Below are 24,040 nucleotides of genomic sequence, written 5' to 3'. Positions count from 1 at the left end.
GGAAGGTTTATGGAAAAAATATTATGGAGTATCTCTGCTTTATTTTTAATTACCAATTCTTTTGCTATTGAAATTCCTGAGAGTATTCAAAGCTCAAATAAAGATTTGCTGCCCTCCCCTTTCCCTGTTTATGTTATTGAGGGACACGGCGTTATCAACCACGCCTACCCGGGAGCAATAAAAGTATTCTTACCCACCGACAACAGCTACAAAGATTACCCAGGATGCTATATTGCTTGCTATTCTCATAACCAAGGCGTATATGCTATTTCATCGACAATTTCTGTCATGGGGCAAATTAGAGTCAAAGGACAATATGAGGCAAGGATTTGTCAACCTGATAGGTATAAAAATAAGGATATCAGTACTGTAAATCGATTTAAGCAGCTTTGTGCTGAAAAAATTCCTTCCTGCCACAATAATAGTTGCTGGGCAGGTGGAGATACTGGTGGATGGTTTGGAATTCAATAGAAAGATTGCGGCGAAACTTTCACTATATCAGATCCTGCGGGACAAGCCGCAGGCGTCGAGGCAACCAAGCTAATATAATCCAGCTCAAATTTTACTTCGGCAGACACGATGATTAATCCACCACGCTAAAAGCAAGGTAGAAAACACGCCTAAATACCCTTCATAATGTTTCCATACTGGTCCAACGACTTGCAGAGCATCGGGACTATGAAAAATAGAAAAAGGGATGGCCAGTAATACATCCATAATTGCCGATCCGGCTACTAAACCACAAGCGATAAGAGTACCTTTTTGCTTTCTATGTACTAATTTTTCAGCGCTAATTTTTACTTTCCTTAACCGATTTTGTACAAATAAAGCAATCATTCCTCCAATAAATAAGGGGAAAGAAGAAGAAAGAGGCAAGTACATACCAATTGCTATACCTAAAACAGACAGATTAAGAAAACGGCGTATGTTCAGAACCTTATCAAGAAAAATAACTAGCAAGATAATACAGGAACCAGCCAACATCATATTCCAGGGTAATGAATTTCTAAATACAGCTTCAGTGATAGCAGCCATTAATGCCGCGGTTGGAGCAGGCAACGATTGTGCCACATCCATACCAGGGTGTGGCATTACTCCAGCTATACCATAAACATTAAATAATATCTGCATTACTGGTGGAATTACCAAAGCGGAAATAATAACTCCCACTAGCAACATGACTTGTTGTTTCCAAGGGGTGGCACCTACTAATTGGCCTACTTTTAAATCTTGAGTGTTATCATTAGCTATTGCAGCTATACCAGTAACTACTGCTCCAATAATAATAGTAATAGCCTCAGCAGCTTGAATTTGTTCTGGACTTAAAGGAAGAGGTAATAAATGATTAATTGCTGAAACTAATAACCAGGCTGCAAAAAGCATACCTGAGATTACCACAGAACTTCCTGGGCTTGCAGTAACACCTACCATCCCTGAAAAATAGGCAGTAATTACTGAAAATAAAAAACCTATCACTAACACATAAATGACACTAAGAAATATTAGTGTTGGTGAAAAATCATTCTCAAGCCCTACTTGTTCTAATGGAAAAATAATTTGAAAGAACAAAAACAATATCCCAGCCATTAACCCTACCCCCATGAGTATAAATGGCATCGGAATATCTTTTTCAGTGCGAGGAAACAGCGCTCTAGCCTTTTCTTTAGAAATATAAGATCTAAATGAGGTTCTAACACTCCTGGTTAATGGCTTCACTAATTTTATAAAGGTCCAGATCCCAGCAAACAACATTGCTCCTATCCCTAAGTAACGCATTTCGCTATTCCATAGCAAAGTCGCCGCTTGTTCTGCGGATATTGATTTAAAAATTCAGGATAAAATTGACTCACTATAGGTAAAGCAATTAACCAGGAAATCACTGCCCCTAGAAATATGCTAATTGCCATATGATGACCCACCAGATAACCAGCGCCAATCATGGTAGCTGAAAACCCAGCACCTAGGCCAAAAAGAGAACGCTTTACAACAAACCAGTAATTCCAGCTATTAGCGATTAATTTAAATCCAACTTGCAATAGCTCAATAAATGCCCCGACAACCCCTCCAAGAAATATATCCTTAACGCCTACTTTGTCTGCAGAAGATTTTAAAACTTCTGCTATGGCTCTTCCTTCCGGAAATTTAAGTGTTTCATCATGAACTAAAAGACGACGAAGAGGGATAGAAAACAAAACTCCTAAAATTCCGCCACAAACAGCAATGAAAAAATTAGTGAGATAATCAAACTGGTTCCAAAAACCAATAATAATTAGCGCTGGGATAGTATAAACAATACCCCCTGCAACCGCCTCACCAGCTGATGCCGCTGTTTGAACTGCATTATTTTCAAGAATAGTTGAATTCTTGAATAATCTCAGGATCCCCATGGAAATAATAGCCGCAGGGATTGAAGCAGATGTTAATATTCCCAGTTTCAGGGCCAAATAAGCATTAGACATCGCTAATAGTACAGTCAAAATTATTGCTAAAATAATAACTCTTACAGTTAATTCTGCGACTTTCTGATTAGCTGCAATAAATGGGGTATCAGACATTAATGACCCCATACTGCTTTAGAAATTTCGGGCTTAATCATGGAAGAAATAACAGATAGTGGGATACTAACTGTCTGCTCACCATAAACGTATGCTGCCACTTGATAAGCATTAAAAACAACAGTGATGCCTTTTTTGTTAAAATGCCAAATACTGTAGTTTTCCGCGGTGGGTTTAGTGCCCTCATTGATCCAGCTCTCATCAGAAATCTTTTTGGCAGAAATCTTCTTTTTTGCAAGATTTGCTATTGGCTTCAAATAATCTGCACCTGAAATAAATAAATCGGATAATTGCACAGATTGTCCTTTGATAAAATTCAGCACCTCTACTGTATTGGAAGGGTGGGCTGCTCCTCGGTGGTAGATGGACATGTTGAACTGCACACTAACAACATTCTTTGTTTGATATGGAATAGTATAAGTAATATTTAACCCTGTTTTACCAGGAGCATCTGGTGGAATATCAGCATCCTGTGACAACTCATTCATAAAATTTTTTTGTTTATTACTGATGAAGTCTTTTATGGTTTGATTTACAGGATTAGGTGACAATCCCTGTGGATATTTTATATCTAGCAAATAATCTGCTGTTTCTTTTTTAATAACTGCTGTAGTGACAGCCGGCGCAGTCAAAGAGTAACATAAAAACCCTAGTATCAGGCCAATTTTATTCATCAAATTCATTCGTATTAGCATCGTATACCTCCGATAAAGTATCCTTTTAGGATATCCACTCCCCAGCTATCATGGTTCGATGAGGCAATGGATAAGCAAAATAATAACATAGCGCAGCACTATCTTTTATAGACCATACAACCAAATCAGCCACTTTGCCTGTTTCAATACTTCCAAGATCCTTTTCCAGACCCAAAGCCCTGGAAGCCTGATAAGTTACCGCCGATAAGACTTCTGGAATAGTCAAAGAAAAAAATTGACAAGCCATGCTCATCATTAACAACAATGAGGTTGTAGGCGAAGATCCCGGGTTGGAATCTGTAGCAATAGCTATACCAACGCCAACCTGACGCAATAAATCAATTGGCGGCTTTTGCTTTTCCCTAAGAAAATAAAAAGCCCCTGGAAGCAAGACGGCTACTGTATTCGCCTTTGCCATGCTTAAAGCGCCTTTCTCATCTAAAAATTCCAAGTGATCACAGGATAAAGCACTATATTGTGCAGCTAAGGCACTGGCCCCCATGTTTGATAATTGTTCTGCATGACATTTGATAGGCAATCCCAAGGAAGTAGCTGTTTGAAAAATTTGCTCTGTTTGTTTTAAAGAAAATGCAATGGTCTCACAAAAAACATCGACTGCATCTACCAGTCCCATGTCTTTTGCAGCCGGCAACATGTCTTGGCACAGAAAATCGACATAAGCCTGACTGTCTCCCTTAAATTCAGGACCTATAGCATGAGCACCCAAAAAAGTGGTTTTGACTCTTATTCCAGATAACTCAGCCAATCTTCTTGCTGCTTTAAGCATTTTCAATTCATTTTTTAAATCAAGGCCATATCCTGATTTAATTTCTACAGTAGTTACTCCTTCATTTTTTAAGGCAAGAATTCTGGGTAATGATTGTTCAACTAACTCTTCTTCAGTAGCACTTCGAGTCATTTGAACTGTTGATAATATTCCGCCTCCTGATTTGGCGATATCAGCATAGCTTACCCCTTCTAGCTTTAATCGAAATTCAGTTGCTCTATTCCCTCCATAAACTAAATGGGTGTGACAATCAATGAAACCAGGGGTAATTAAATGTCCTTGGCAATCTTCTATTAATTTAGCCTTTTCTCTAAAGTCAACAGGTAGATCCCGCTCACGTCCACACCATTCTATTTTGCCATTACCTATAGCAATAGCTTGATTGGAAAGTTGTAAGCCGGAGGCATCAATTGTTGTAGCATTTAGTAATAATTTATCATAGGAAAACATTAAAAATCCCAGTGAAGTACTTGATGAGGTGGCTTCAACCACGCCGAATGATGGGTAGTATCATATATATCCCACTCTTTGGATACGTATATCTTCTTATCAATATCTAATAACAACCAGGCTAAAAATTCAGCGACTGTTTCCGGTGATATAAGACGATTATGTTCTTTTAAACGTCTATAGAAATTAACCTGTGAGGGATCCATATTCGATCCGTGCCGAGCTATCGCCTGCATATCCGTATCAATAATTCCTGGCATCACACTAGCAAAAGCAACAGACCTCGATTCAATCTGCCAGCATTGCGTTAACATAGCCAATGCTGCTTTTGATACACAATAGGCCCCCCAGCCATGGATAGGAAAATAGGCAGCACCTGACCCTATATTCAATACCCGACCACCTGACAATTTTTTATATAGAAGTTGAGGTAAGAAAAGAGCGGCATCCAAATTGGTATTCAACGCCTGATGCCAAGCTTCGAACGACACTTCCTTTAAAGGGACTATAGGTTGTAATGTTCCTGCGTTATTTATTAGCGCATTAATTTGAGGAATATGGTCCAAGCCAGAGTGTATCAATTCTCTGCCTTGAGGTGTAGAAATATCGGCACACACATAGTTAATATTTGGAGACAACGATGCAGTTTCCTGTAATAAATTTTCCCTACGCCCAACTATGAATACCGATTTATTTCGCCTTGCCAAAGCAAGCGCCAGAGCTTTTCCTATACCACTGCCACCACCAGTAATAAGATACACAGTTTCCTCATCAAATAGAAAGCAATGAGTGGAATAATACCAGACATTAGACTTCTTGCATAACCTGTGAACTTTATTTTAGAGACATTGTCAACATACACAACAAAAACTCAAAAAATAAGACAATTTCTTAATAGCGCTTCGCCACTTTAGCCTAGAAAAAATAACAGTAAACTACTATGCTATTCACCTTATACTTTTTGACTTGCAACTGCCTTGAATTAAATAGGCTTCTTAACTTTGCCTCATTACATCCAATATGGAGAATTAGATGTTTAAAAATCTAAACAACTATCAGCCTGCCAACCCCTCACTTTGGCAGGGAAGAAAAGATACCATTAATCAAGAACGTTTTTTTCAAAAAATCTCTTTTATTGAGAACCAAAATGAGCTGATTACAAAAGAAAAGAAAACAATCTTTCTTGGGTTTGCAAGCGATGCCGGTATTAAACGGAATTTAGGAAGGCCAGGAGCGAAAGCAGGACCTGATCAAATTAAAACACAACTTGCTAAATTACCCTGCCCTAACAACCAGCATTATATAGACCTCGGAAATATTACTTGTGACACTGATGAACTGGAATTAGCTCAATCGGAATTTGCTGAAATAATTCGTTTTTGCCATCAGAATGGGCATAAAACCTTCGCATTTGGTGGTGGTCATGAAATTGCATGGGGACACTATCAAGGATTATCTACTCTGTACCCCAAATTAGGAATTATCAATTTTGATGCTCACTTTGACTTACGCCCTTATAAAAAAGGGGATCCAGGCACTTCAGGAACTCCTTTCTCCCAAATTGCTACTTATTGTGCGGATAACAAACTTCCTTTCCATTACTGTTGTATCGGAGTACAAAAATTTGGTAATACTCCTTCTCTATTTGAAAGAGCCAGGAAATTAAATGTAAGCTACCTTACTGCTGAGGAACTCTATGAGCAGAGCCAATCCTGGCAAATTGCCTTTCTTGATGACTTCATCCTCAATTTGGATTATATCTATTTGACCATATGCCTTGATGTACTTGCTGAATGCTATGCGCCTGGTGTTAGCGCACCACAAGCATTAGGCTTGTCACCATGGCAAATACTACCCCTGTTGAAATACCTTATCCAAAGTGGCAAAGTAGTAAGTTTAGATATAGCTGAACTTTCACCGCCTCTAGATTCAGAACAAAAAACTGCTAGACTAGCGGCGCTTATTATCGCAGAATTGTTAGATACTAATTGAGGAGTACATTTCATGAAGAAAACTATGCTGTGGGGTGCTTTGTTGGCTATAATTGCTACCCAAGCGAATTCTGAAGCAACCCAACAAGCAATAACCACCCAAAATCCAGGGACTACTAATACAAATCCGGCTACCCCGTCAACCAACCAAGTGCCTGCGGCCAATCAAAATATACAAAACACTCAGCAAAATCAGACTACTCCGACAGAGCAACAACCTAACCAAACCCTGCAAAATAATCAACAAAATCCGTCTGCACAGCAACAAACCTCCCCTCAACAAGTAACCCCAGTTATTGATTGCAACTACAAAATTTCTGCTGAAACGAAAACAATAGATCAATCGCTAGTATTAACATGGGCCAGAAAGCAACGACTCAATCCTTTGATTTTGAACCAAACACTGTAGACAGCCAATTACAAAAATTGCAAGCTTGTTTTACCGATCAAGGGTGGCAAAGTTTCAATTCTGCTTTGCAGAAATCAGGGAATTTGGATGCGATTAAATCACAAAGCCTTCATGTAAGCAGTCAAATTGATGGACAGCCGCAAATTACTGAAGCATTGGGAAATCAATGGAAAATTACCTTACCATTACAAGTCGTCTATCAAAATGATAAGGAAAAAGTGACTCAATTACTGAATGTTAATCTAACGGTAGGACGAAAAATTACAGGGGATCTGGGAATCAATCAAATGATAGCTACTCCCAGGACAACTACTTTGCCGATCAACAGCTCAACTGGTGCCTCTTCTACAACAGGTAGTACCACCACTCAGACAAACCAAGGAACCCCAACTAATACTACTACAACCACTCCTGACTCAAGTGGTTCTGGTAAGCCCTAATTTAATAACATAATCAACGCAGCAGCATTCTCTAAAAAAGCAGAATGCTGCCTAAGGAATAGGAAAATCATGCGAATAATACGTACAGGAGTATTATGCCTGTTAGCCTTTAATGCACAGGCAAACGTAATTCAGTATTTTGCTGGAATTAGCTATAACAATCCAGCCGATTTATTCAAAGTCAAAGATGCGATTTTACTTGTTGGCGGCACAGGTTCTTATGCTGATTTACAATTCAAAGGCAGTGTTTTAAATTTTAACACTTTTCAATACGATTCAGGAGTTAGCCACTCTCGTACCTATACCGTTCTTCCATATGGGCGGGTTGCCAAACGTCTTAATGATAAAACGGTAGTTGCCATTGATCTTACTGAGCCTTTTAACTCCAATCTGGATTGGGGTAATGATACTTTTACAAGATATGCTGCGACTCAGAATTACCTGACCGATGTGGATTTAAGCCCCAAAATTTCTTATGCCATTAATAAAAAATTACAAATTGGGGGAGGGTTAAACTTCAATGCCTTGTTAAAAAATGAAGTCAACTGGGCTTTTCCTACGGGTCCATTGACTTATGCTAATTTAATCAATCGATCATCAAGTTTTGGTGTGGGTTATAATTTAGGAGCAAATTATGCGATTAATGATACTAACTTCCTTGGTCTTGCATACTATTCTAGAATCCGCCAAAAAACTACTGGCACCAGCTACTTAGGTTTTGCTATCAACCCTGATTTCCGATTTGCTTTTACCATGCCAGCAACAACTATTCTAAGCTATGTACATATTTTCAACCCTAAATGGCTTATTAATTTGCAATTTTTCCAAAGTGAATGGAATATAAACCAAAAGGCAAGACTTTATAATACTGCCGCGCCACCTCCCTTCACAAACTTCTCATTTGATATGAATTTCGATGCCTCTTATGCTTATCTTGTTGCGATACGCAAACAAGTATCTGATAAATTGGGTATTGCTCTAGCTGGAATGATAGACGATGGACCAGAAGAAGATGGTCTTAGAACCATTGTATTCCCATCAGATACTCAATATTTTCTCGGTCTGGTTGGAGACTACCACTTTAGTGAGCACACCTCTATGGAGCTCATATTAGGACATGTGTACTCTCACCCCAGTATTCAAAATAAAGCAAAAGTAAATAACGTGCCTGTCCCTTTTACGACAGGCCAAGTAACGATTAACGCGAATGTTTTGGATCTTAAAATTAAAATTGAAGGTTAAGAAAGAGTAGGTTAGGTCGTTCTGACCCAACAAGCGATCTTGGAATGGCTAATGTTGGGTTAAATGACCAACCTACAGACTGGAAAAATAAGAAGATAAAATCGCAACAGGTTAGCCCCTACAAATTTTCAATAACCATTTTTTATATCCTCTTACCTTTAGATAACCAATAATAAGCAAAGGATCCAGTAACCATCCCAATTACAAAATACACTGGGTCTAAATTAAATGTTGCCAAAGCGGTAATTGATGGTCCTGGGCAATAACCTGCCACACCCCAACCAATACCAAAGATAACGCTTCCAAGTATCAAATTCCTTTCAATGTTTTTTTTCACTGATAAATAAAATTGTTTACCAAATATTGGGGACTCACGATCTCTTGCTAGTTGATAACCCAAAAAAGTAACCACAACGGCAACCCCCATTACAATGAATAAGCTTGGATCCCAATATCCAGTAACATCCAAAAAATTTAATACTTTATTAGGGTTTATCATATTTGAAATAACCAACCCCGCGCCAAATAGCAAACCACATAAAAAAGACATGATGTTGTACATTAATAAATTCCTCCTACATGTCTTATTAGATAAATAGTAATCATCGCAGATAGGATAAAAAGCACTGTTGCTACTAAAGAACGTATGGATAGCCTGGCTAAACCGCAAACCCCATGCCCCGATGTACATCCTTGTCCCATGCGAGTTCCAAAGCCCACTAAAAAACCTCCTAATAACAGCAGTAAGGTTGGATAATGTGTTCTTAAGGGAAATTGAATGATTGGTAGTACAAAATACAATAATCCAGCAATGGCTAAACCAAGTAAAAAAGCAATACGCCAGAAAAAACCTGACTTTTCAGGTGGACAAAGGCCATGCACCATTCCACTTATGCCTGTGACACGACCATTGAGCCATAAAAACAAGACGGCGCTTAAGCCAATTAATATTCCTCCGATAACACTCCGATAAGGAGTAAAATATGTCACATAATCCATTATTTAAATTCCATATTGTTAACTAATTTAATGCTTTTCTAATGAAGACATCGTCTTCACCCCGTTTTGATCAGGGTAGGCTAATACTATTACCTTAGTACCTATTCGTAAGAACTCTTCATTTAGCCATTTGGCGGCACTGGGGAATACTCTTACGCAGCCATGGCTTGATGGGGATTCAGGTACCTCATAAGCAGCATGTATGGTAAATCCTCTATAAAAATACATACAATAAGGCATTTTTGCACCGCCTTTAGTATCTACAGGATATTCACCTGAACGACAGTCTATACCGCGTTTATTATAAATTCTAAATGTACCTGTTATTGTTCTGCAGGATTCATTTGGATTTTCTTCACAAACATCAATCCCACCAGAACCAGCACCAGTCATTACCCGCTGCCCTTCTTCGTCATAAGCAGCCCATGCCGATGCTTTTGGATCAAAGACAAATAATTTTTCACCAGTAGCTTTGATTTGCATTGGGAAATAATTACGTCCTCTCTTATCTTTTAAATAATGAACAGTTCTATGTACATAACCAGCATCATCAGTAATTAAAGTGGACTCATCAAACTCAACGCATGAAGTCAGCCCAAGGCAAAGCACCAAACCAACCCAAAAAAATTTTTTCATTTAGATTTTATCTCCACATAATAAACTTGGCTTTGAACCGTCGGTTTAACCACTCATGAAGCCATGACAGACTCCTTACTTGTAGAAAACAGAGGTTTAAGCCCAGTAACTTATAATTCCCAGATTACTCGATAGATTAAATTAATATATAACCAGCAGCATTATTAATCACTTAGTTTCCTATATTTAATTCGTGATGGTCGACAAGCCTCTTCTCCTAATCGACGCTTTCTATCCGCTTCATAATCACTGTAATTACCTTCAAAAAAGGTTATTTGTGAATCTCCTTCAAAAGCCATTAAATGAGTGCAAATCCTATCTAAAAACCATCTATCGTGAGAAACCACTATAACACAACCTGGAAAATTAAGAATGGCTTCCTCTAAAGCTCTCAGGGTCTCAACATCCAAATCATTACTAGGTTCGTCCAGTAGCAATACATTCCCACCACTTTTTAATAATTTTGCCAGATGAACCCGGTTACGCTCCCCACCAGAGAGTTGTGATATTTTCTTTTGTTGATCAGTGCCTTTAAAATTAAAACGTCCCACATAGGCACGAGAAGGCATTTGGAAATTACCTACCTGCATAATATCATGACCATCTGAAATTTCTTGCCATACTGAATTATTGGGATTTAAGCTATCTCTCATTTGATCAACATAGGCCAATTTCACGGTTTCCCCTATCCGGATAATCCCCGTATCTGGTTCCTCCTGCCCGGTTAACATTTTCAAAAAGGTTGACTTACCTGCTCCATTTGGGCCAATAATGCCTAATATACCTCCTTTAGGAAGTTTGAAATCAAAATTATCTATTAAGATCCTATCGCCAAAGGATTTACATATTTTTTCACCCTCCAGAACCAGATCACCCAACCGTTCCCCTGGTGGGATATAAATTTCATTTGTTTCATTTCGCTTCTGATATTCTTTGGAGTTCATCTCTTCAAATCGAGCCAATCTGGCTTTATTTTTAGCATGACGACCTTTGGGCGATGTTCTAACCCATTCTAACTCTGCTTTGATTGCTCGTTGGAGAGCGTCTTCTTGTTTTTTCTCCATACTTAGTCTGGCTTCTTTTTGTTCAAGCCAGGAGCTATAGTTGCCTTTATAAGGGATACCTTCACCGCGGTCTAATTCTAAAATCCACTCAGCCGCATTATCCAAGAAATATCTATCGTGGGTAATAGCCACTACAGTACCAGGAAACTCTTCCAGATAACGTTCTAACCATGCTACGCTTTCCGCATCCAAATGGTTGGTGGGCTCATCAAGGAGTAGCATATCAGGATTTGATAATAACAAACGACACAGTGCGACACGCCTGCGTTCACCGCCTGACAATTTTCCTACTACAGCGTCCCAATCAGGTAACCTCAATGCGTTGCCAGCCACATCAAGTTTCCTCTCCAAATCCCAACCACCACATGCTTCTATCTCATTTTGCAATTCACCTTGTTCCATCAACAAGGAATTCATTTCATCGTCACTCATTGGTTCTGCAAAACGCATACTAATGGCATCAAAACGAGATAATTTCTCTTTAATTTCTGCTACACCTTCTTCAACTATTTCTCGAACAGTTTTATCCAAGTCAAGTTCCGGCTCTTGAGCAAGATACCCAATTTTAATTCCTGGCTGAGGTCTCGCTTCCCCTTCATATTGAGTATCAACACCAGCCATAATTCTCAATAAAGTTGATTTTCCAGAACCATTTAGCCCCAATACACCAATTTTTGCCCCAGGAAAAAAGCTTAATGAAATATCCTTTAAAATAAATCGTTGATTCTCAACAATCTTGCTCACTCGATTCATAGTGAAAATATACTGCGCCATACTCGCTCCAACTCTCTAAAATCAACGTAACCCGCGTTACACCGTATAATTTCATCCACTTCCATCACAGTAGTCACGGCTCGGTTTTGCACCACTATATCCTGAGCCGCAACCGTGAGGGAGCGGATAAATAATTGGCGCTGACCTATTGAGTTACACTAAAATACAGACTGTACCGTACAAAGATCCACCACATTACCAGTTCAGAATGACCTTCCCTGATTGACCTGATGCCATAATTTGAAAGGCATGCTGGTATTCATCTACTGGAAAATTATGTGTAATGACTGGGGAAATATCTAAACCACTTTGCAACATGGCAATCATTTTATACCAAGTCTCAAACATTTCACGGCCATAGATACCCTTAATAACCAATCCTTTAAAAATAACTTGATTCCAATCTATAGGCGTTTCTTGAGGTGGAATACCCAATATAGCAACATGTCCGCCATGATTCATTGCTTTCATCATGTCATTTAGTGCCATAGGGTTTCCTGACATTTCCAAACCAACATCAAAACCCTCGGTCATGCCTAATTCATCAGCTACATCACTTAGGTTTTGATATTTGACATTAACAGCCCTAGTAACCCCCATTTTTCTTGCCAACTCCAACCGATGGTCATTAATGTCAGTAATAACGACATGTCGTGCTCCAATGTGTCTCACTATCGCTGCCGCCATAATTCCAATAGGGCCGGCTCCAGTGATCAAACATCTTCTCCTACCACATCAAATGCCAAAGCACAATGAGTTGCATTACCCAGAGGATCAAGAATAGCAGCTTGCTCTCCTGTAATATTGTCTGGAAGAACAATCACATTAGTCGCCGGAAGAGCTAAATACTCAGCAAAACACCCGGGCCGGTTCACTCCAACTCCCAGAGTATTACGACATAAATGACGCTTACCGGCACGACAATTTCGACAGAAACCGCAAGTGATATGGCCTTCACCGGAAACTCGCTGCCCAACTTTTAAGCCACGAACTTCTTTTCCAACTTCAACTATTTCTCCATAAAACTCATGCCCTACTGTCATTGGAACTGGGATAGTAGCTTGTGCCCATTCATCCCAAGAATAAATGTGAATATCTGTACCACAAATTGCAGTCTGTTTAATCTTAATTAAAACATCATTGACACCATATTCAGGAGCAGGAACGTCCTGCATCCAGATTCCAGGTTCTTTTTTTGCTTTTACCAATGATTTCATGTAATACCTCAGAAAAATATGATCTAAATTATAGAAAATTCCTTCCCAGCTATCTCAAATGCTTCCAATGCCTTATTCAAGTGATCCAACTCTAGGGCCGCCGACATTTGAGTACGTATCCGGGCCAATCCTTTTGGTACTACTGGATATGAAAATCCAACAACATATACCCCCAATTCTAATAAGCGATTAGCCATTCTGCCTGCCAAACTGGCATCTCCCAACATCACAGGAATAATAGGATGCTCGCCTGGTATTAATTCAAAACCTAACTTTGTCATGCCTTCACGAAAATAGCGACTATTCCGCTTTAGTTTTTCAGCAAGGGAATTACTTTTGGACAGCCTATCCAAAACCAGACAGGAAGTATGAGCTATCACTGGAGCTAATGTGTTGGAGAATAAATAAGGTCGAGAACGTTGACGCAGCCAGTCAATAACTATTTGATTGGATGAAGTGTATCCACCTGAAGCACCGCCTAAAGCTTTGCCTAGTGTTCCTGTTACTATGTCAATTCTATCACTGACCCCAAAATATTCCGGAGTTCCTCTTCCTGTATTACCCATAAAACCTACAGCATGAGAATCATCGACCATGACCATAGCATCATATTTATCCGCCAGCTCACAAATTGCAGGCAAATTAGCCAATATTCCGTCCATTGAGAAAACACCATCTGTTGCAATCAAACGAAATCTTGCATTTTTTGCAGCAATTAAATGCTCCTCTAAGGCTTTCATATCATTATTAGCATATCGATATCGTGCTGCTTTGCATAACCTTATGCCATCAATAATACTGGCATGATTCAGGGCATCACTGATAATAGCATCTTCTTCAGTCAGTAATGTTTCAAATAATCCTGTATTCGCATCAAAGCAAGAAGAATATAATATAGTATCTTCTTTACTTAAAAATTGGCTAATTTGTTGCTCTAGTTGTTTATGGGGTGTTTGCGTTCCACAAATAAAACGAACAGAAGCCATTCCATATCCATATTTAGCCAAAGCAGCTTGTCCTTCTGCTATTAATCCTGGGTCATTAGCCAATCCTAAATAATTGTTTGCACAAAGATTAATAACATCCTTTTCATTCACTGTAACATCGGCCTGTTGTTGGCTAGAAATAACACGCTCTGACTTATATAAGCCCTCTATCTTGAGTGTTTCAAGCTCATTCTGTAAATAGTTAGTGAATCGCTCAAGCACTATACTCTCCCGTAGATCTGGATAAAATCACAAATAATATCAAATTTTAAACATTCTAACCATGAGATATTATCAAGAAAATTTCACGGGACTTACAAAAGTCTAAGATCTGAGGCAAAAAATATTTTACTGAGAAGTTTCAGGTGTCAACGCATGGATGACCGAACGGGGCATTGAAAACACTTTTTAGCAAAGTGAAAAATAGTCTGCTTATGCAGTCTGCCACTTTTCAACATTAATACTTAGCATATAGGCTTAATTCTTGCTAAAATCGCCTCAAAGTTTTAACCTATCTAATGATTATTAAGACGGTAGAGCAAATGAATCACAGCGCACGCATAAATATGATTAAACAGCAGCTTCGAACGGGCGACGTTTTAAATGAGACCATTCTCAATCTATATGAGGAGGTTCCTAGGCATGAATTCGTTCCTGAACTTTTTACACATTTTGCCTATTCAGACATGCAAATTCCTTTAGCACATGGTCAAAGAATGCTGACTCCTTTAGAAGAAGGAACAATTTTGCAAGCTCTTGAGCTTAAAGGCAATGAGACAGTATTAGAAGTTGGAACCGGCACTGGTTTTATGACCGCCTTGCTTAGCAAATTATGTAAGAAAGTAATTAGTGTGGAGTATTTCTCTGAGTTTACTAATAATGCAAAACATAAACTGGAACAACATAATTGCAGTAATGTTGAATTAATTACTGGAGACGCTTGTCGTGGATGGTTGGAAAATGCACCGTATGATGTTATGGTATTCACTGGTGCATTGGAAAAACTGACAGATACTCATAAACTACAAATTTTACCTGGTGGAAAATTATTTGCTATCCTCGGTAAATCTCCAGTAATGAAGGCTTATCTATTCCAGTTGGATCATAATGGTTCCTGGACAGAATCCATGCTTTTTGAAACTGATACTCCCCCTCTAGTCGATCAGTTAAAACCAAAAGAATTTGTTTTCTAGGGTAAACTCGAATGAGAAAGTCTTTGCTTTATTGGGTGTTCATTTTAGGTCTCTCGTCACCGGCATTTGCTACTGACCTAATGGACATCTATCGACAAGCCCTTGAAAATGACACCATTTTCAAAGAAGCGTACGACAGCTATATGTCCAGCACCGAAGCAATTCCTCAAGCTCGCGCTGCACTATTCCCTCAAGTCACTCTTGGTGGACAAGCAGGCCGAAATTATCAAGACTCTGTTGCAGGTATTTTTACAGCTAACCAGTACTACGGCAGTACTCTTTGGCAGGTCAATGCATCCCAAGCTGTTTTTAACTATCAAGCCTGGGCTAAAGTAGCACAAGCGAAATCTTCTGTTAAAGCAGCACAAGCTAGTTTCAATGATGCCGCACAGAATTTGATATTAAGAACAGCTAAAGCTTATTTTGATGTATTGTTTTCCAAAGATACCTTGGAATTTGCAGAAGCAAAAAAACGTGCTAACAAAAGGCAATATGATCAGGCAACACAACGCTTCCAAGTTGGACTGGATGCCATTACTTCGGTTTATGAAGCCAAGGCAGCCTATGACCAATCCATAGCCACTGTCATTGCAGCCCGCAATAACCAAGTCAATCAAAATGAAAACTTACGAAAATTAACCAATCACGTGTATGAATCACTTGCTCCACTACGAGACAGCAAGATTCCTTTGGTGAAACCAGAACCAGATGATGCGGACCAATGGATAGATACAGCTCTTAAGCAGAACTACAAATTATACGCTGCCAAATATAATCTTGAAGTAGCCAAAGAAAATGTAAAATCAATTTCTGCCGGGAATTGGCCCATATTCTCAATACAAAGCAACGCCTCCCAAGTACATAATAACGCCTCTGGTAATACTGTTTTTATACCTTCTAAACAAACTCAAGCTAATATAGCCATTGCAATGAATTTCCCAGTTTTTCAAGGAGGTCTGGTTCAATCTCAAACTCGGCAAGCTCAATACAACTTCCAATCAACCAGTGAAAAATTGGAACAAACATATCGAGACACCGTCGTAAATAGCCGTATTGCCTTTAATACTATTACCGATGGAATCAGCAAAGTAAAAGCAGACAGACAAACAGTAATCTCCGTACAAAACTCATTGCAAAGTACAGAGGCACAATTTGAAGTTGGGACTCGCACCATGGTTGATGTAGTGAATGCTCAACAACGATTATTTGAAGCCCAAGAACAACTGGCCAGAGATCAGTACGATTTGATTAATGCCATACTCACGTTAAAATATCTTGCAGGTACTTTGAATGTTAACGATTTAGAACAAATAAATTCTTGGTTAGCAACTACTCGAGTTAATGGATTTGCCTCTGTAGATAACAAAACCTTCAAATAATAAATATAACCATTTGAGATGTATATCTTGAATCTTGGCGGAATGCCAGAATTACGTCAATTTTTTTCAAAATAGACAATACGGCATTTCTGAACAACGTGAACAATGACTAACAAATTTAGGTTGTTTTTATGTCTTCTAATCCTTCTCTAGTTGAAAAAAAAATACTCCATTACACAGGTAAAGCTATTGCTGATTTTAATATGATTCAGCGGGGGGATAAAGTAATGGTATGCTTATCAGGCGGTAAAGACTCCTTTACTCTATTAACTATTCTTAATCAATTAAGAATAAAGTCAGGTAACAAATTTGAGATTTTTGCCTTTACATTGGATCAGGCCCAACCAGGATGGGATGATACGAGCTTACATCGATGGTTAAGAGAAAAATCAATTTCTTATGAAGTATTAACTCGTGACACTTACAGCATAGTTAAAGAAAAAGTTCCAGAAGGTAAAACTTATTGTTCCTTATGCTCACGTTTAAGGCGTGGAATTATCTACAGATACGCTGAAGAACATGGGTTTAATAAAATAGCATTAGGGCATCATCGTGATGATTTGATTCGCACCTTGCTGATGTCTATTTTATATAATGGCGACATTCGATCCATGCCGCCAAAATTATTAAGTGACAATAAGAAACATATAGTCATTCGACCGATGTGTTATGTACAAGAAAAAGACATAATAACCTTTGCTGAGGAACAAAAATTTCCGATCATCCCATGTAATCTTTGTGGTTCCCAAGAAAATCTGATGCGCAAAAAAGTTGCCTTATTAATTGATCAACTGGCTGCTGAAAACCCGAAAGTACCTAGTAACATACTGCACGCTCTCCAAAGTTTAAAGCCGAGTCAATTAATGGATCAAAACCTTTGGGATTTTAGAAATCTGGAAGAAGGCCTAAATACCGCCCAAGTTCTAAAGTATGAAGAAATTTTCAATTCACAGGAATTTGAATCCGAAAATGAAATAATTTGACTTATAAAAAATTATCACCTAATTTTTCTTTTCATTTTTGCAATATAATGAAATAATTAGCAGACAAATTAGAGCATTATTTTCACAAAAAGAATAGATAATGCAAATATGGGTAGCTAAAATTACATTATAGTCATTGCATAAGCCGAATATTTTGTTTTATGCAGAGCAAAAATATTTTAAGGAACTTTTAGATGATTGAAAGAAATATAGTTAACCTGCGTTTATTTCGCATCTACTCTAAACGTTATTTAAAATTTGATTTTGTGGCTGGAATTGTTGTATTCCTCGTCGCAATCCCTTTGTGTTTAGGTATTGCTTTAGCTTCTGGAGCACCTCTTTTCTCTGGAATACTAAGCGGGATCATTGGCGGGATTATTGTCGGCCTGTTCAGTGGCTCACAAGTCAGTGTGAGTGGGCCTGCTGCCGGTATGGCAGCAGTGGTCTTGACAGCAATAGCTCAACTCGGAGACTTTAACTCCTTTTTGCTGGCCTTAGCTATTGCAGGTTTTTTACAAATTATCCTAGGAGCTTTGAGAGCAGGGTTTGTAGCAGATTATGTTCCTTCCAATGTAGTTCAAGGGTTACTCTGTGCAATAGGAATCTTGTTAATAATTAAACAATTACCTCTTGCATTTACGCTCTCCGCAGATTTTGATGAACTCAAAACTCATTTGTTGGAAACAACAGAAAGCTTGGCAATAAGTCCTATATTGGTTTTATCTGATCACATCAATGAAGGCGCATTAATTATCACTACTGTTTCATTAGCTATTTTAATTTACTTTGATATTACAAAGAACAAGATACTGAAAGAAATCCCTTCACCTATTCTGGTAGTCATAGCAGGCATATTATTAAATGAACTTTTTATTTGGACAGATTCCAGCTTGGCGCAAAATTTACCACAATTGGTTAATATTCCTGAAATCGATGGTTTATATCAATTTTTTAGTCATTTAGAGTATCCAAACTGGTCTTCCTGGACTAATCCCATGATCTATCTGTATGCAGTAGTCATATGCATTGTTGCTTCTTTAGAATCCTTACTCAATTTGAAGGCTTCTGAAAGACTCGATAAAAAAAGACGCCATAGTTCAAGTAACCAAGAATTAGTGGCGCAAGGTTTGGGTAATATGGCCGCAGGTTTCATAGGTGGGATTCCTGTTACGTCTGTAATTGTCAGAACTTCTATCAATATCCATGCGGGTTCAAAAACTAGATTTTCTGCCATACTGCATGGTTTTTTCATTTTATTTGCTGTTATGCTCATACCTGGCGCCTTAAACAAGATCCCATTATCGTCTCTTGCAGCAATCTTAATTTATACAGGCTATAAACTAAATAAACCAGCTATTTACACTCATATCTATGCACAAGGTAGTGATCGCTTTATTCCTTTTATAGTGACTGTAGTCAGTATCATTGTATTTAATCTTCTTATAGGCATATTGATTGGACTTGCAATCAGTTTGTTTTATATATTGAGATCCAATAGTCAAGTGCGGATTGACATTCTTAAAGAGGTTTATCCTCATGGTGAAGCGTATCGCCTGGTATTGCCTCAACAAATGACTTTTCTTAACAAGGCCGCTTTACTTGCAGAATTAGAATCCATACCTAAGCATTCTCAATTAATTCTTGATGCTCGTTATTCACAATACATTGATAAAGAAATTCTGGAATTATTAAACGAATTCAAAGAAGAGCAAGCAGCCAGAAAGCAAATTGCTTTAAACTTCACTGGCTTTCAAGAGCATTATAAAATTCATAATTATATTGATTTCATAACAGTAACCACTTATGACGTCCAATCTAATCTGGCACCGGCCCAAGTATTGAATATTCTACTGGAAGGAAACCAGCGTTTTTTAAACGATAATCGCATTCATCGCTCTAATCAAATTGACATTAAGTATGCTGCAAAAACGCAACATCCTATAGCCGTTGTTCTCGCTTGTATTGATTCAAGAGTACCTGTTGAAACAATTTTCGACATGAGTTTCGGTGACATTTTTTGCGTACGAATAGCAGGTAATGTTGTTAATGAAGATATCCTGGCCAGTATAGAATATGCTTGTCATGTGGTTGGTGCCAAACTCATTATGGTTCTTGGTCATACAAGATGTGGGGCTATCCAATCCGCTTGCGAAGGAATCGAAAAGGGTCATATTACTCAATTACTCTCTAAAATAAAACCGGCCGTTAATGCAGAGAAAGAAACTAAAACGGGGCGTAATGGAACAAATACGACTTTTGTAAACCATGTCACCGAACTAAATATTGCGAATACATTACAAGCTATTTATAGGAAAAGTGATATTTTACGCACCATGATAGAAAATGAGGACATTGGCATGGTTGGAGCTATTTATGATGTCAGTAGTGGTAAGGTGGCTTGTAAAAACTACACCAACGAACTGGTTGCTCTTAGTGGAGAAGACAGCAAACCATTAGCCAAGAAATTTGAAAAAATACTTCTGGAAGCGAAAGTCGAGCAAAAATGACCAAACTGCCAAAGTTCTGTGGCTTGCCCTGTCTCTTGATCATATATCTGCTGCTTGTCTACGGGGGGCTAGTATTAGCGCAGTGCTCTGGATACCTCTGATAAGCAGCGAGACGTCGGAGAGCAGAGCTGGACTGGGTTTCCAGAGATGTGTAGAAGATTCTAGGTTTGCCCTATTAACTACCTTTGACAGGATGGCCCAGACGCATTTCTTTTTACTCCAGCAACAATTACCTCTTCACCCTCATTGCCGTGAGCCTTCGCAATCTTCTTGGCGAGCTTATGGTAAAACATTTTGCATGACATATCAGTGGCAGCACCTTGTTTATTGACATCAAAGAGAGGACTATCAAGAGGCCTTAAAATATCGCATTTTGAGGTCTCTTGGGTATATAATACCTACCTTATTTTATAATCCAGGAGCAGAAATGCGTGCATCCCAATGGTTTTTAGCAACCCAAAAAGAAACTCCTAATGATGCAGAGATTGCATCCCATCAATTAATGCTAAGAGCAGGAATGATTCGTAAACTTGGCTCAGGACTTTATACCTGGATGCCTCTTGGTCTTAGAGTACTTCGTAAAATTGAACATATCGTTCGTGAAGAAATGAACAAAACACATGCCATGGAAGTGCTTATGCCGGCAGTACAACCTGCTGAATTATGGCAAGAGACTGGGCGATGGGAAACCTTTGGTGGTCAGTTATTAACCATGAAAGACAGCAATGAAAGAGAATATTGCTTTGGTCCCACCCATGAAGAAGTCATCACGGACATTATGCGCAATGAATTACAATCTTACAAACAATTACCGCTCAATTTTTATCAAATTCAAACCAAATTTCGTGATGAAATCAGACCACGATTTGGAGTAATGCGTGCTCGTGAATTTATTATGAAGGACGCTTACTCCTTTCATCTTAGTCTTGAATGTTTACAAAAAACTTATAATGACATGTACGAGGCATACTGTAGAATCTTTGATAGAATGGGACTTAGATATCGTGCTGTCGAAGCAGACACAGGTGCAATAGGCGGTTCAGCTTCCCATGAATTCCAGGTCCTGGCTGATGCCGGTGAGGATTTGATTTTTTATAGTGATGGCAGTAACTATGCTGCCAATATTGAACAAGCCACCAGTTTAATTCCAGCAAAAGCAAAGGAGCCATGCCGGGAAACGATTCAACTGGTTGATACGCCAAGTCAAAAAACAATCAATGAAGTGGCACAATTCCTTGGTATTGCGACAAACGAAACAATCAAGACTTTAATTGTAAAAGGCAAAAAACATCCAATGGTAGCCTTAGTCCTAAGAGGAGACGACGATCTCAATGAAGTCAAAGCAACTAAGCATCCTCTTGTTGCCTCCCCTCTATCATTTATTGATGAGGAACTAATTTTAAAAACTCTAAAAACTCCACTAGGTTCAATAGGACCAATCGAATTAAATATTCCTGTGATAGTGGATCATCATGCTTTAGCCATGTCTTCATTTGTCTGTGGAGCCAACCAAGCGGATAAACACTACAGACATGCTGCATGGGAAAGAGATGCTAAATATGATGAGGCTTATGACTTACGGAATGTTAAAGAGGGCGATCTAAGCCCTGATGGTAAAGGAAAATTGCATTCTTGCCGAGGTATTGAAGTAGGGCATGTCTTCCAACTCGGCGATAAATATGCCAAAGCCATGAATGCTTCTGTTATTAATGAGCAAGGCCAATTACAAACCATGATTATGGGTTGCTATGGATTAGGGATCTCGCGTGTAGTCGCAGCAGCAATTGAACAGCATCATGACGAACAGGGTATCATCTGGCCACAAACAATAGCACCGTTCCAGGTCAATATTATCCCTATTAACGGAGCAAGGTCTCCAGTAGTTAAAGAAAAGGCTGAAAATCTATATCAACAACTCAGCGCCCAGGGTATTGATGTACTGTTGGATGACCGTAATGAAAGAGCTGGAGTCTTATTCGCTGACAATGATTTGATAGGCATTCCTCACAGATTGGTAATCAGTGAAAAAAATCTGGAACAAGGCTGTGTGGAGTATAAAGCTCGAACTGCCAAGGAGACACAGTTGGTAAGTTTGGATAATGTGATTAATTTTATTATGGATTTAATTAGGGCATGTTGAGAATTCGCCCCTAAATTTCTCGCCCTCCCCACTCCAACTCTTACTGTCATAATAGAGCTCTCTAATGTACATGCTGAGATATGGTCGTGAGGAGTCAATAAAGAGAAAATAAAATTGGAGGAGTCATATTACGCTATGCGATATATGACGTCCTGATTAGCCTCTGGCTCATCAAAGCGTTCATACTCATCCTCATCACTAGAGGAAAGCGTATCTTCAGCTTCTAATTGCTCTTCATCAATGCTCTTTCTTAGTTCCAATACTTTATAACTTCTTAAATCAGCCTCAAAATCATAAAGTTCATCAAGGTTTCTGAATCGTTTAACAATAACACGGCTCTTATTTTCTTCTTCAAGGATCTTGCTCTCTAAAAATTCCATTTGTTCTTTAAGAGATTCAGTGTGCTCAACTGCGCTTTTTTGTAATAAAGCCAATTCCTTGGCCAAAGCCTCGTAACGTTCCATTATTTCCTTAGTTAAAAATTGTTTCAAAGAACTTTCTGGACGTCCTCGTAATTCAGCTAATTGATAGCGCCAATCTTCTTCTGTTTCTGCCAGCATAAAAGGATTAGTAATAAAATTAACAATTGTGGTAAAAGAAAACCATGATTTAGGCTTCTCATCCTTAATCGGGTGGATTTTGTTATATAATTCGGTCAGCTCTGCTTTTAATTGCGCATTCTTTATCTGATGGATTTGCTCCATGGTCATATTATTTATGTCCATAGTTTTCAAAAGACTTCTGTCAAGGAATTGATTTTGTATTTCTTCAGGAAATCTGCAGAGATCTTCAGGCAAATGACCGTTAGCCAACTCTTTTAAAATCAAAATCTCCTTAACCTTACTTTGGTGCTCCATTGGAAATAACTCTAATTTTGCATCATTGTTCGCAGTAGCTTTCAGGAGCGGTAATTGCTCAGATTGCAGTTTATTCAGATATTGAAGCTGCAATTTGCTTTCTCTAAGCAACAACTCCACCTTTTGGTGGCCTTTTGTTAATTCCTGTAATCTAGAATGATATTGTGTAAATCCATCAAATAATGGAGACGTTCCTGCCCCTTCAATGATTAAATCCACATAATCATTAAACCCCGTGTGCTCCATTTTTACCTTCACACTCTTGACAGAATATCCTTTCACTCCCCTCAATAATTCTTCTTGAATTTTTTGAGCTTTAAAATCAAAGTACATTGATTTATTAAGTAAATCTTGATGCTTTTCCTGAAAATCATTCCAAAGACTGCGAATTGTTCCTCTTAATTGAACTAATGGTTGACATAATAAAGAAGGTGAAATAGATAACTCTTTTATTTTTTTATTAAGAAAATAATACATTTCATTAAAAGCATAAACGTTATTATTCTCACTTTGTATTTGTTGCAATTGTTTCTTGATAAATTGCCATTCAGAATTATCTCTCAAAGGCACTCTTCTATTAGTTTCGAATTCTTCTAAAATGACACTGAACTTGTCTTGTAATAAGTGATATTGCGTTTCTTCTTTGCATTCCCGAATAAACTCTTCATCCAGAGCATTATCACCGCTACTAATGACAGTTAAGCTATCTATAGTATTTAATGTTTGATTAATCAGG

At 38.4% G+C, this 24,040-nt stretch carries 16 protein-coding genes and 4 pseudogenes; 9 read left to right on the top strand and 11 right to left on the bottom strand.

Annotated elements, in window-relative coordinates:
• Positions 1 to 9: 9 nt before the first annotated feature.
• On the top strand, positions 10 to 471 hold the full coding sequence (locus OK13_RS09965; RefSeq protein WP_035890620.1) for a hypothetical protein: 462 nt from the start codon (positions 10 to 12) through the stop codon (positions 469 to 471).
• A gap of 84 nt (positions 472 to 555) precedes the next feature.
• On the opposite strand, the pseudogene OK13_RS09960 reads toward OK13_RS09965, so the two are convergent.
• From OK13_RS09960 to OK13_RS09945, 4 genes and pseudogenes are all read right to left on the bottom strand, one after another.
• Positions 556 to 2,555 (bottom strand): annotated as a pseudogene (locus OK13_RS09960) (OPT family oligopeptide transporter).
• Positions 2,555 to 3,250, bottom strand: coding sequence for a DUF3298 and DUF4163 domain-containing protein (locus OK13_RS09955; RefSeq protein ID WP_035890619.1), 696 nt, complete (start codon positions 3,248 to 3,250; stop codon positions 2,555 to 2,557). Before OK13_RS09955 ends, OK13_RS09960 begins: the two are co-directional and overlap by 1 nt.
• A 25-nt stretch (positions 3,251 to 3,275) precedes the next feature.
• The gene (gene hutI / locus OK13_RS09950; RefSeq protein WP_035890618.1) at positions 3,276 to 4,487 is read right to left on the bottom strand and encodes an imidazolonepropionase; all 1,212 of its coding nucleotides are present in this window, start codon (positions 4,485 to 4,487) and stop codon (positions 3,276 to 3,278) included.
• On the bottom strand, positions 4,487 to 5,248 hold the full coding sequence (locus tag OK13_RS09945; protein ID WP_035890617.1) for an SDR family NAD(P)-dependent oxidoreductase: 762 nt from the start codon (positions 5,246 to 5,248) through the stop codon (positions 4,487 to 4,489). The genes hutI and OK13_RS09945 overlap by 1 nt, the downstream gene beginning before the upstream one ends.
• Positions 5,249 to 5,519: 271 nt before the next feature.
• Here OK13_RS09945 and hutG point away from each other — a divergent pair, with 271 nt between their 5' ends.
• From hutG to OK13_RS09930, 3 genes and pseudogenes are all read left to right on the top strand, one after another.
• A complete protein-coding gene (hutG, locus tag OK13_RS09940) occupies positions 5,520 to 6,479 on the top strand; it encodes a formimidoylglutamase (RefSeq protein WP_035890616.1) in 960 nt (319 codons plus the stop codon).
• A gap of 12 nt (positions 6,480 to 6,491) precedes the next feature.
• A pseudogene (locus OK13_RS16050) lies at positions 6,492 to 7,327 on the top strand (DotI/IcmL family type IV secretion protein).
• Between the two features lie 69 nt (positions 7,328 to 7,396).
• Positions 7,397 to 8,569, top strand: a complete 1,173-nt coding sequence (locus tag OK13_RS09930) for an OmpP1/FadL family transporter (protein ID WP_035890615.1) — start codon at positions 7,397 to 7,399, stop codon at positions 8,567 to 8,569.
• 142 nt (positions 8,570 to 8,711) lie between these two features.
• Here the strand turns inward: OK13_RS09930 and OK13_RS09925 are convergent, their stop codons facing one another.
• The 6 genes and pseudogenes from OK13_RS09925 to OK13_RS09900 all read right to left on the bottom strand — a co-directional run bounded on the left by OK13_RS09925 (position 8,712) and on the right by OK13_RS09900 (position 14,467).
• A complete protein-coding gene (locus OK13_RS09925; protein ID WP_035890614.1) occupies positions 8,712 to 9,131 on the bottom strand; it encodes a DUF6691 family protein in 420 nt (139 codons plus the stop codon).
• Complete coding sequence (locus OK13_RS09920) at positions 9,131 to 9,568, bottom strand: YeeE/YedE family protein (RefSeq protein ID WP_035890613.1); 438 nt, start codon at positions 9,566 to 9,568, stop codon at positions 9,131 to 9,133. Before OK13_RS09920 ends, OK13_RS09925 begins: the two co-directional genes overlap by 1 nt.
• A 27-nt stretch (positions 9,569 to 9,595) precedes the next feature.
• On the bottom strand, positions 9,596 to 10,204 hold the full coding sequence (locus OK13_RS09915; RefSeq protein WP_035890612.1) for a L,D-transpeptidase: 609 nt from the start codon (positions 10,202 to 10,204) through the stop codon (positions 9,596 to 9,598).
• A 164-nt stretch (positions 10,205 to 10,368) separates the two neighbouring features.
• Complete coding sequence (gene ettA, locus OK13_RS09910; RefSeq protein WP_035890611.1) at positions 10,369 to 12,042, bottom strand: energy-dependent translational throttle protein EttA; 1,674 nt, start codon at positions 12,040 to 12,042, stop codon at positions 10,369 to 10,371.
• 195 nt (positions 12,043 to 12,237) lie between these two features.
• Positions 12,238 to 13,259 (bottom strand): annotated as a pseudogene (gene tdh / locus OK13_RS09905) (L-threonine 3-dehydrogenase).
• A 23-nt stretch (positions 13,260 to 13,282) separates the two neighbouring features.
• Positions 13,283 to 14,467 (bottom strand): glycine C-acetyltransferase, encoded by a 1,185-nt coding sequence (locus OK13_RS09900; protein WP_035890610.1) that lies wholly within the window; start codon positions 14,465 to 14,467, stop codon positions 13,283 to 13,285.
• Positions 14,468 to 14,787: 320 nt separating this feature from the next.
• On the opposite strand from OK13_RS09900, the gene OK13_RS09895 reads away from it, so the two are divergent.
• The 5 genes from OK13_RS09895 to OK13_RS09870 all read left to right on the top strand — a co-directional run bounded on the left by OK13_RS09895 (position 14,788) and on the right by OK13_RS09870 (position 22,447).
• The gene (locus OK13_RS09895) at positions 14,788 to 15,438 is read left to right on the top strand and encodes a protein-L-isoaspartate O-methyltransferase family protein (RefSeq protein WP_081964909.1); all 651 of its coding nucleotides are present in this window, start codon (positions 14,788 to 14,790) and stop codon (positions 15,436 to 15,438) included.
• An 11-nt stretch (positions 15,439 to 15,449) separates the two neighbouring features.
• A complete protein-coding gene (locus OK13_RS09890; RefSeq protein ID WP_035890608.1) occupies positions 15,450 to 16,817 on the top strand; it encodes a TolC family outer membrane protein in 1,368 nt (455 codons plus the stop codon).
• A gap of 131 nt (positions 16,818 to 16,948) precedes the next feature.
• Positions 16,949 to 17,800: a tRNA 2-thiocytidine(32) synthetase TtcA gene (ttcA, locus tag OK13_RS09885; protein ID WP_035890607.1), complete on the top strand. Its 852-nt coding sequence runs from the start codon at positions 16,949 to 16,951 to the stop codon at positions 17,798 to 17,800.
• Between the two features lie 194 nt (positions 17,801 to 17,994).
• On the top strand, positions 17,995 to 20,307 hold the full coding sequence (locus OK13_RS09880; RefSeq protein ID WP_035890606.1) for a bifunctional SulP family inorganic anion transporter/carbonic anhydrase: 2,313 nt from the start codon (positions 17,995 to 17,997) through the stop codon (positions 20,305 to 20,307).
• Between the two features lie 427 nt (positions 20,308 to 20,734).
• A complete protein-coding gene (locus tag OK13_RS09870; RefSeq protein WP_035890604.1) occupies positions 20,735 to 22,447 on the top strand; it encodes a proline--tRNA ligase in 1,713 nt (570 codons plus the stop codon).
• Between the two features lie 128 nt (positions 22,448 to 22,575).
• Here OK13_RS09870 and OK13_RS14570 read toward each other — a convergent pair.
• A pseudogene (locus OK13_RS14570) lies at positions 22,576 to 24,040 on the bottom strand (hypothetical protein); the annotation flags it as partial.

Source organism: Legionella norrlandica (assembly GCF_000770585.1).
Lineage (GTDB): Bacteria > Pseudomonadota > Gammaproteobacteria > Legionellales > Legionellaceae > Legionella > Legionella norrlandica.
The sequence above is the reverse complement of the archived record's forward strand: the minus strand, read 5'-3'. Positions and strand labels throughout refer to the sequence as shown.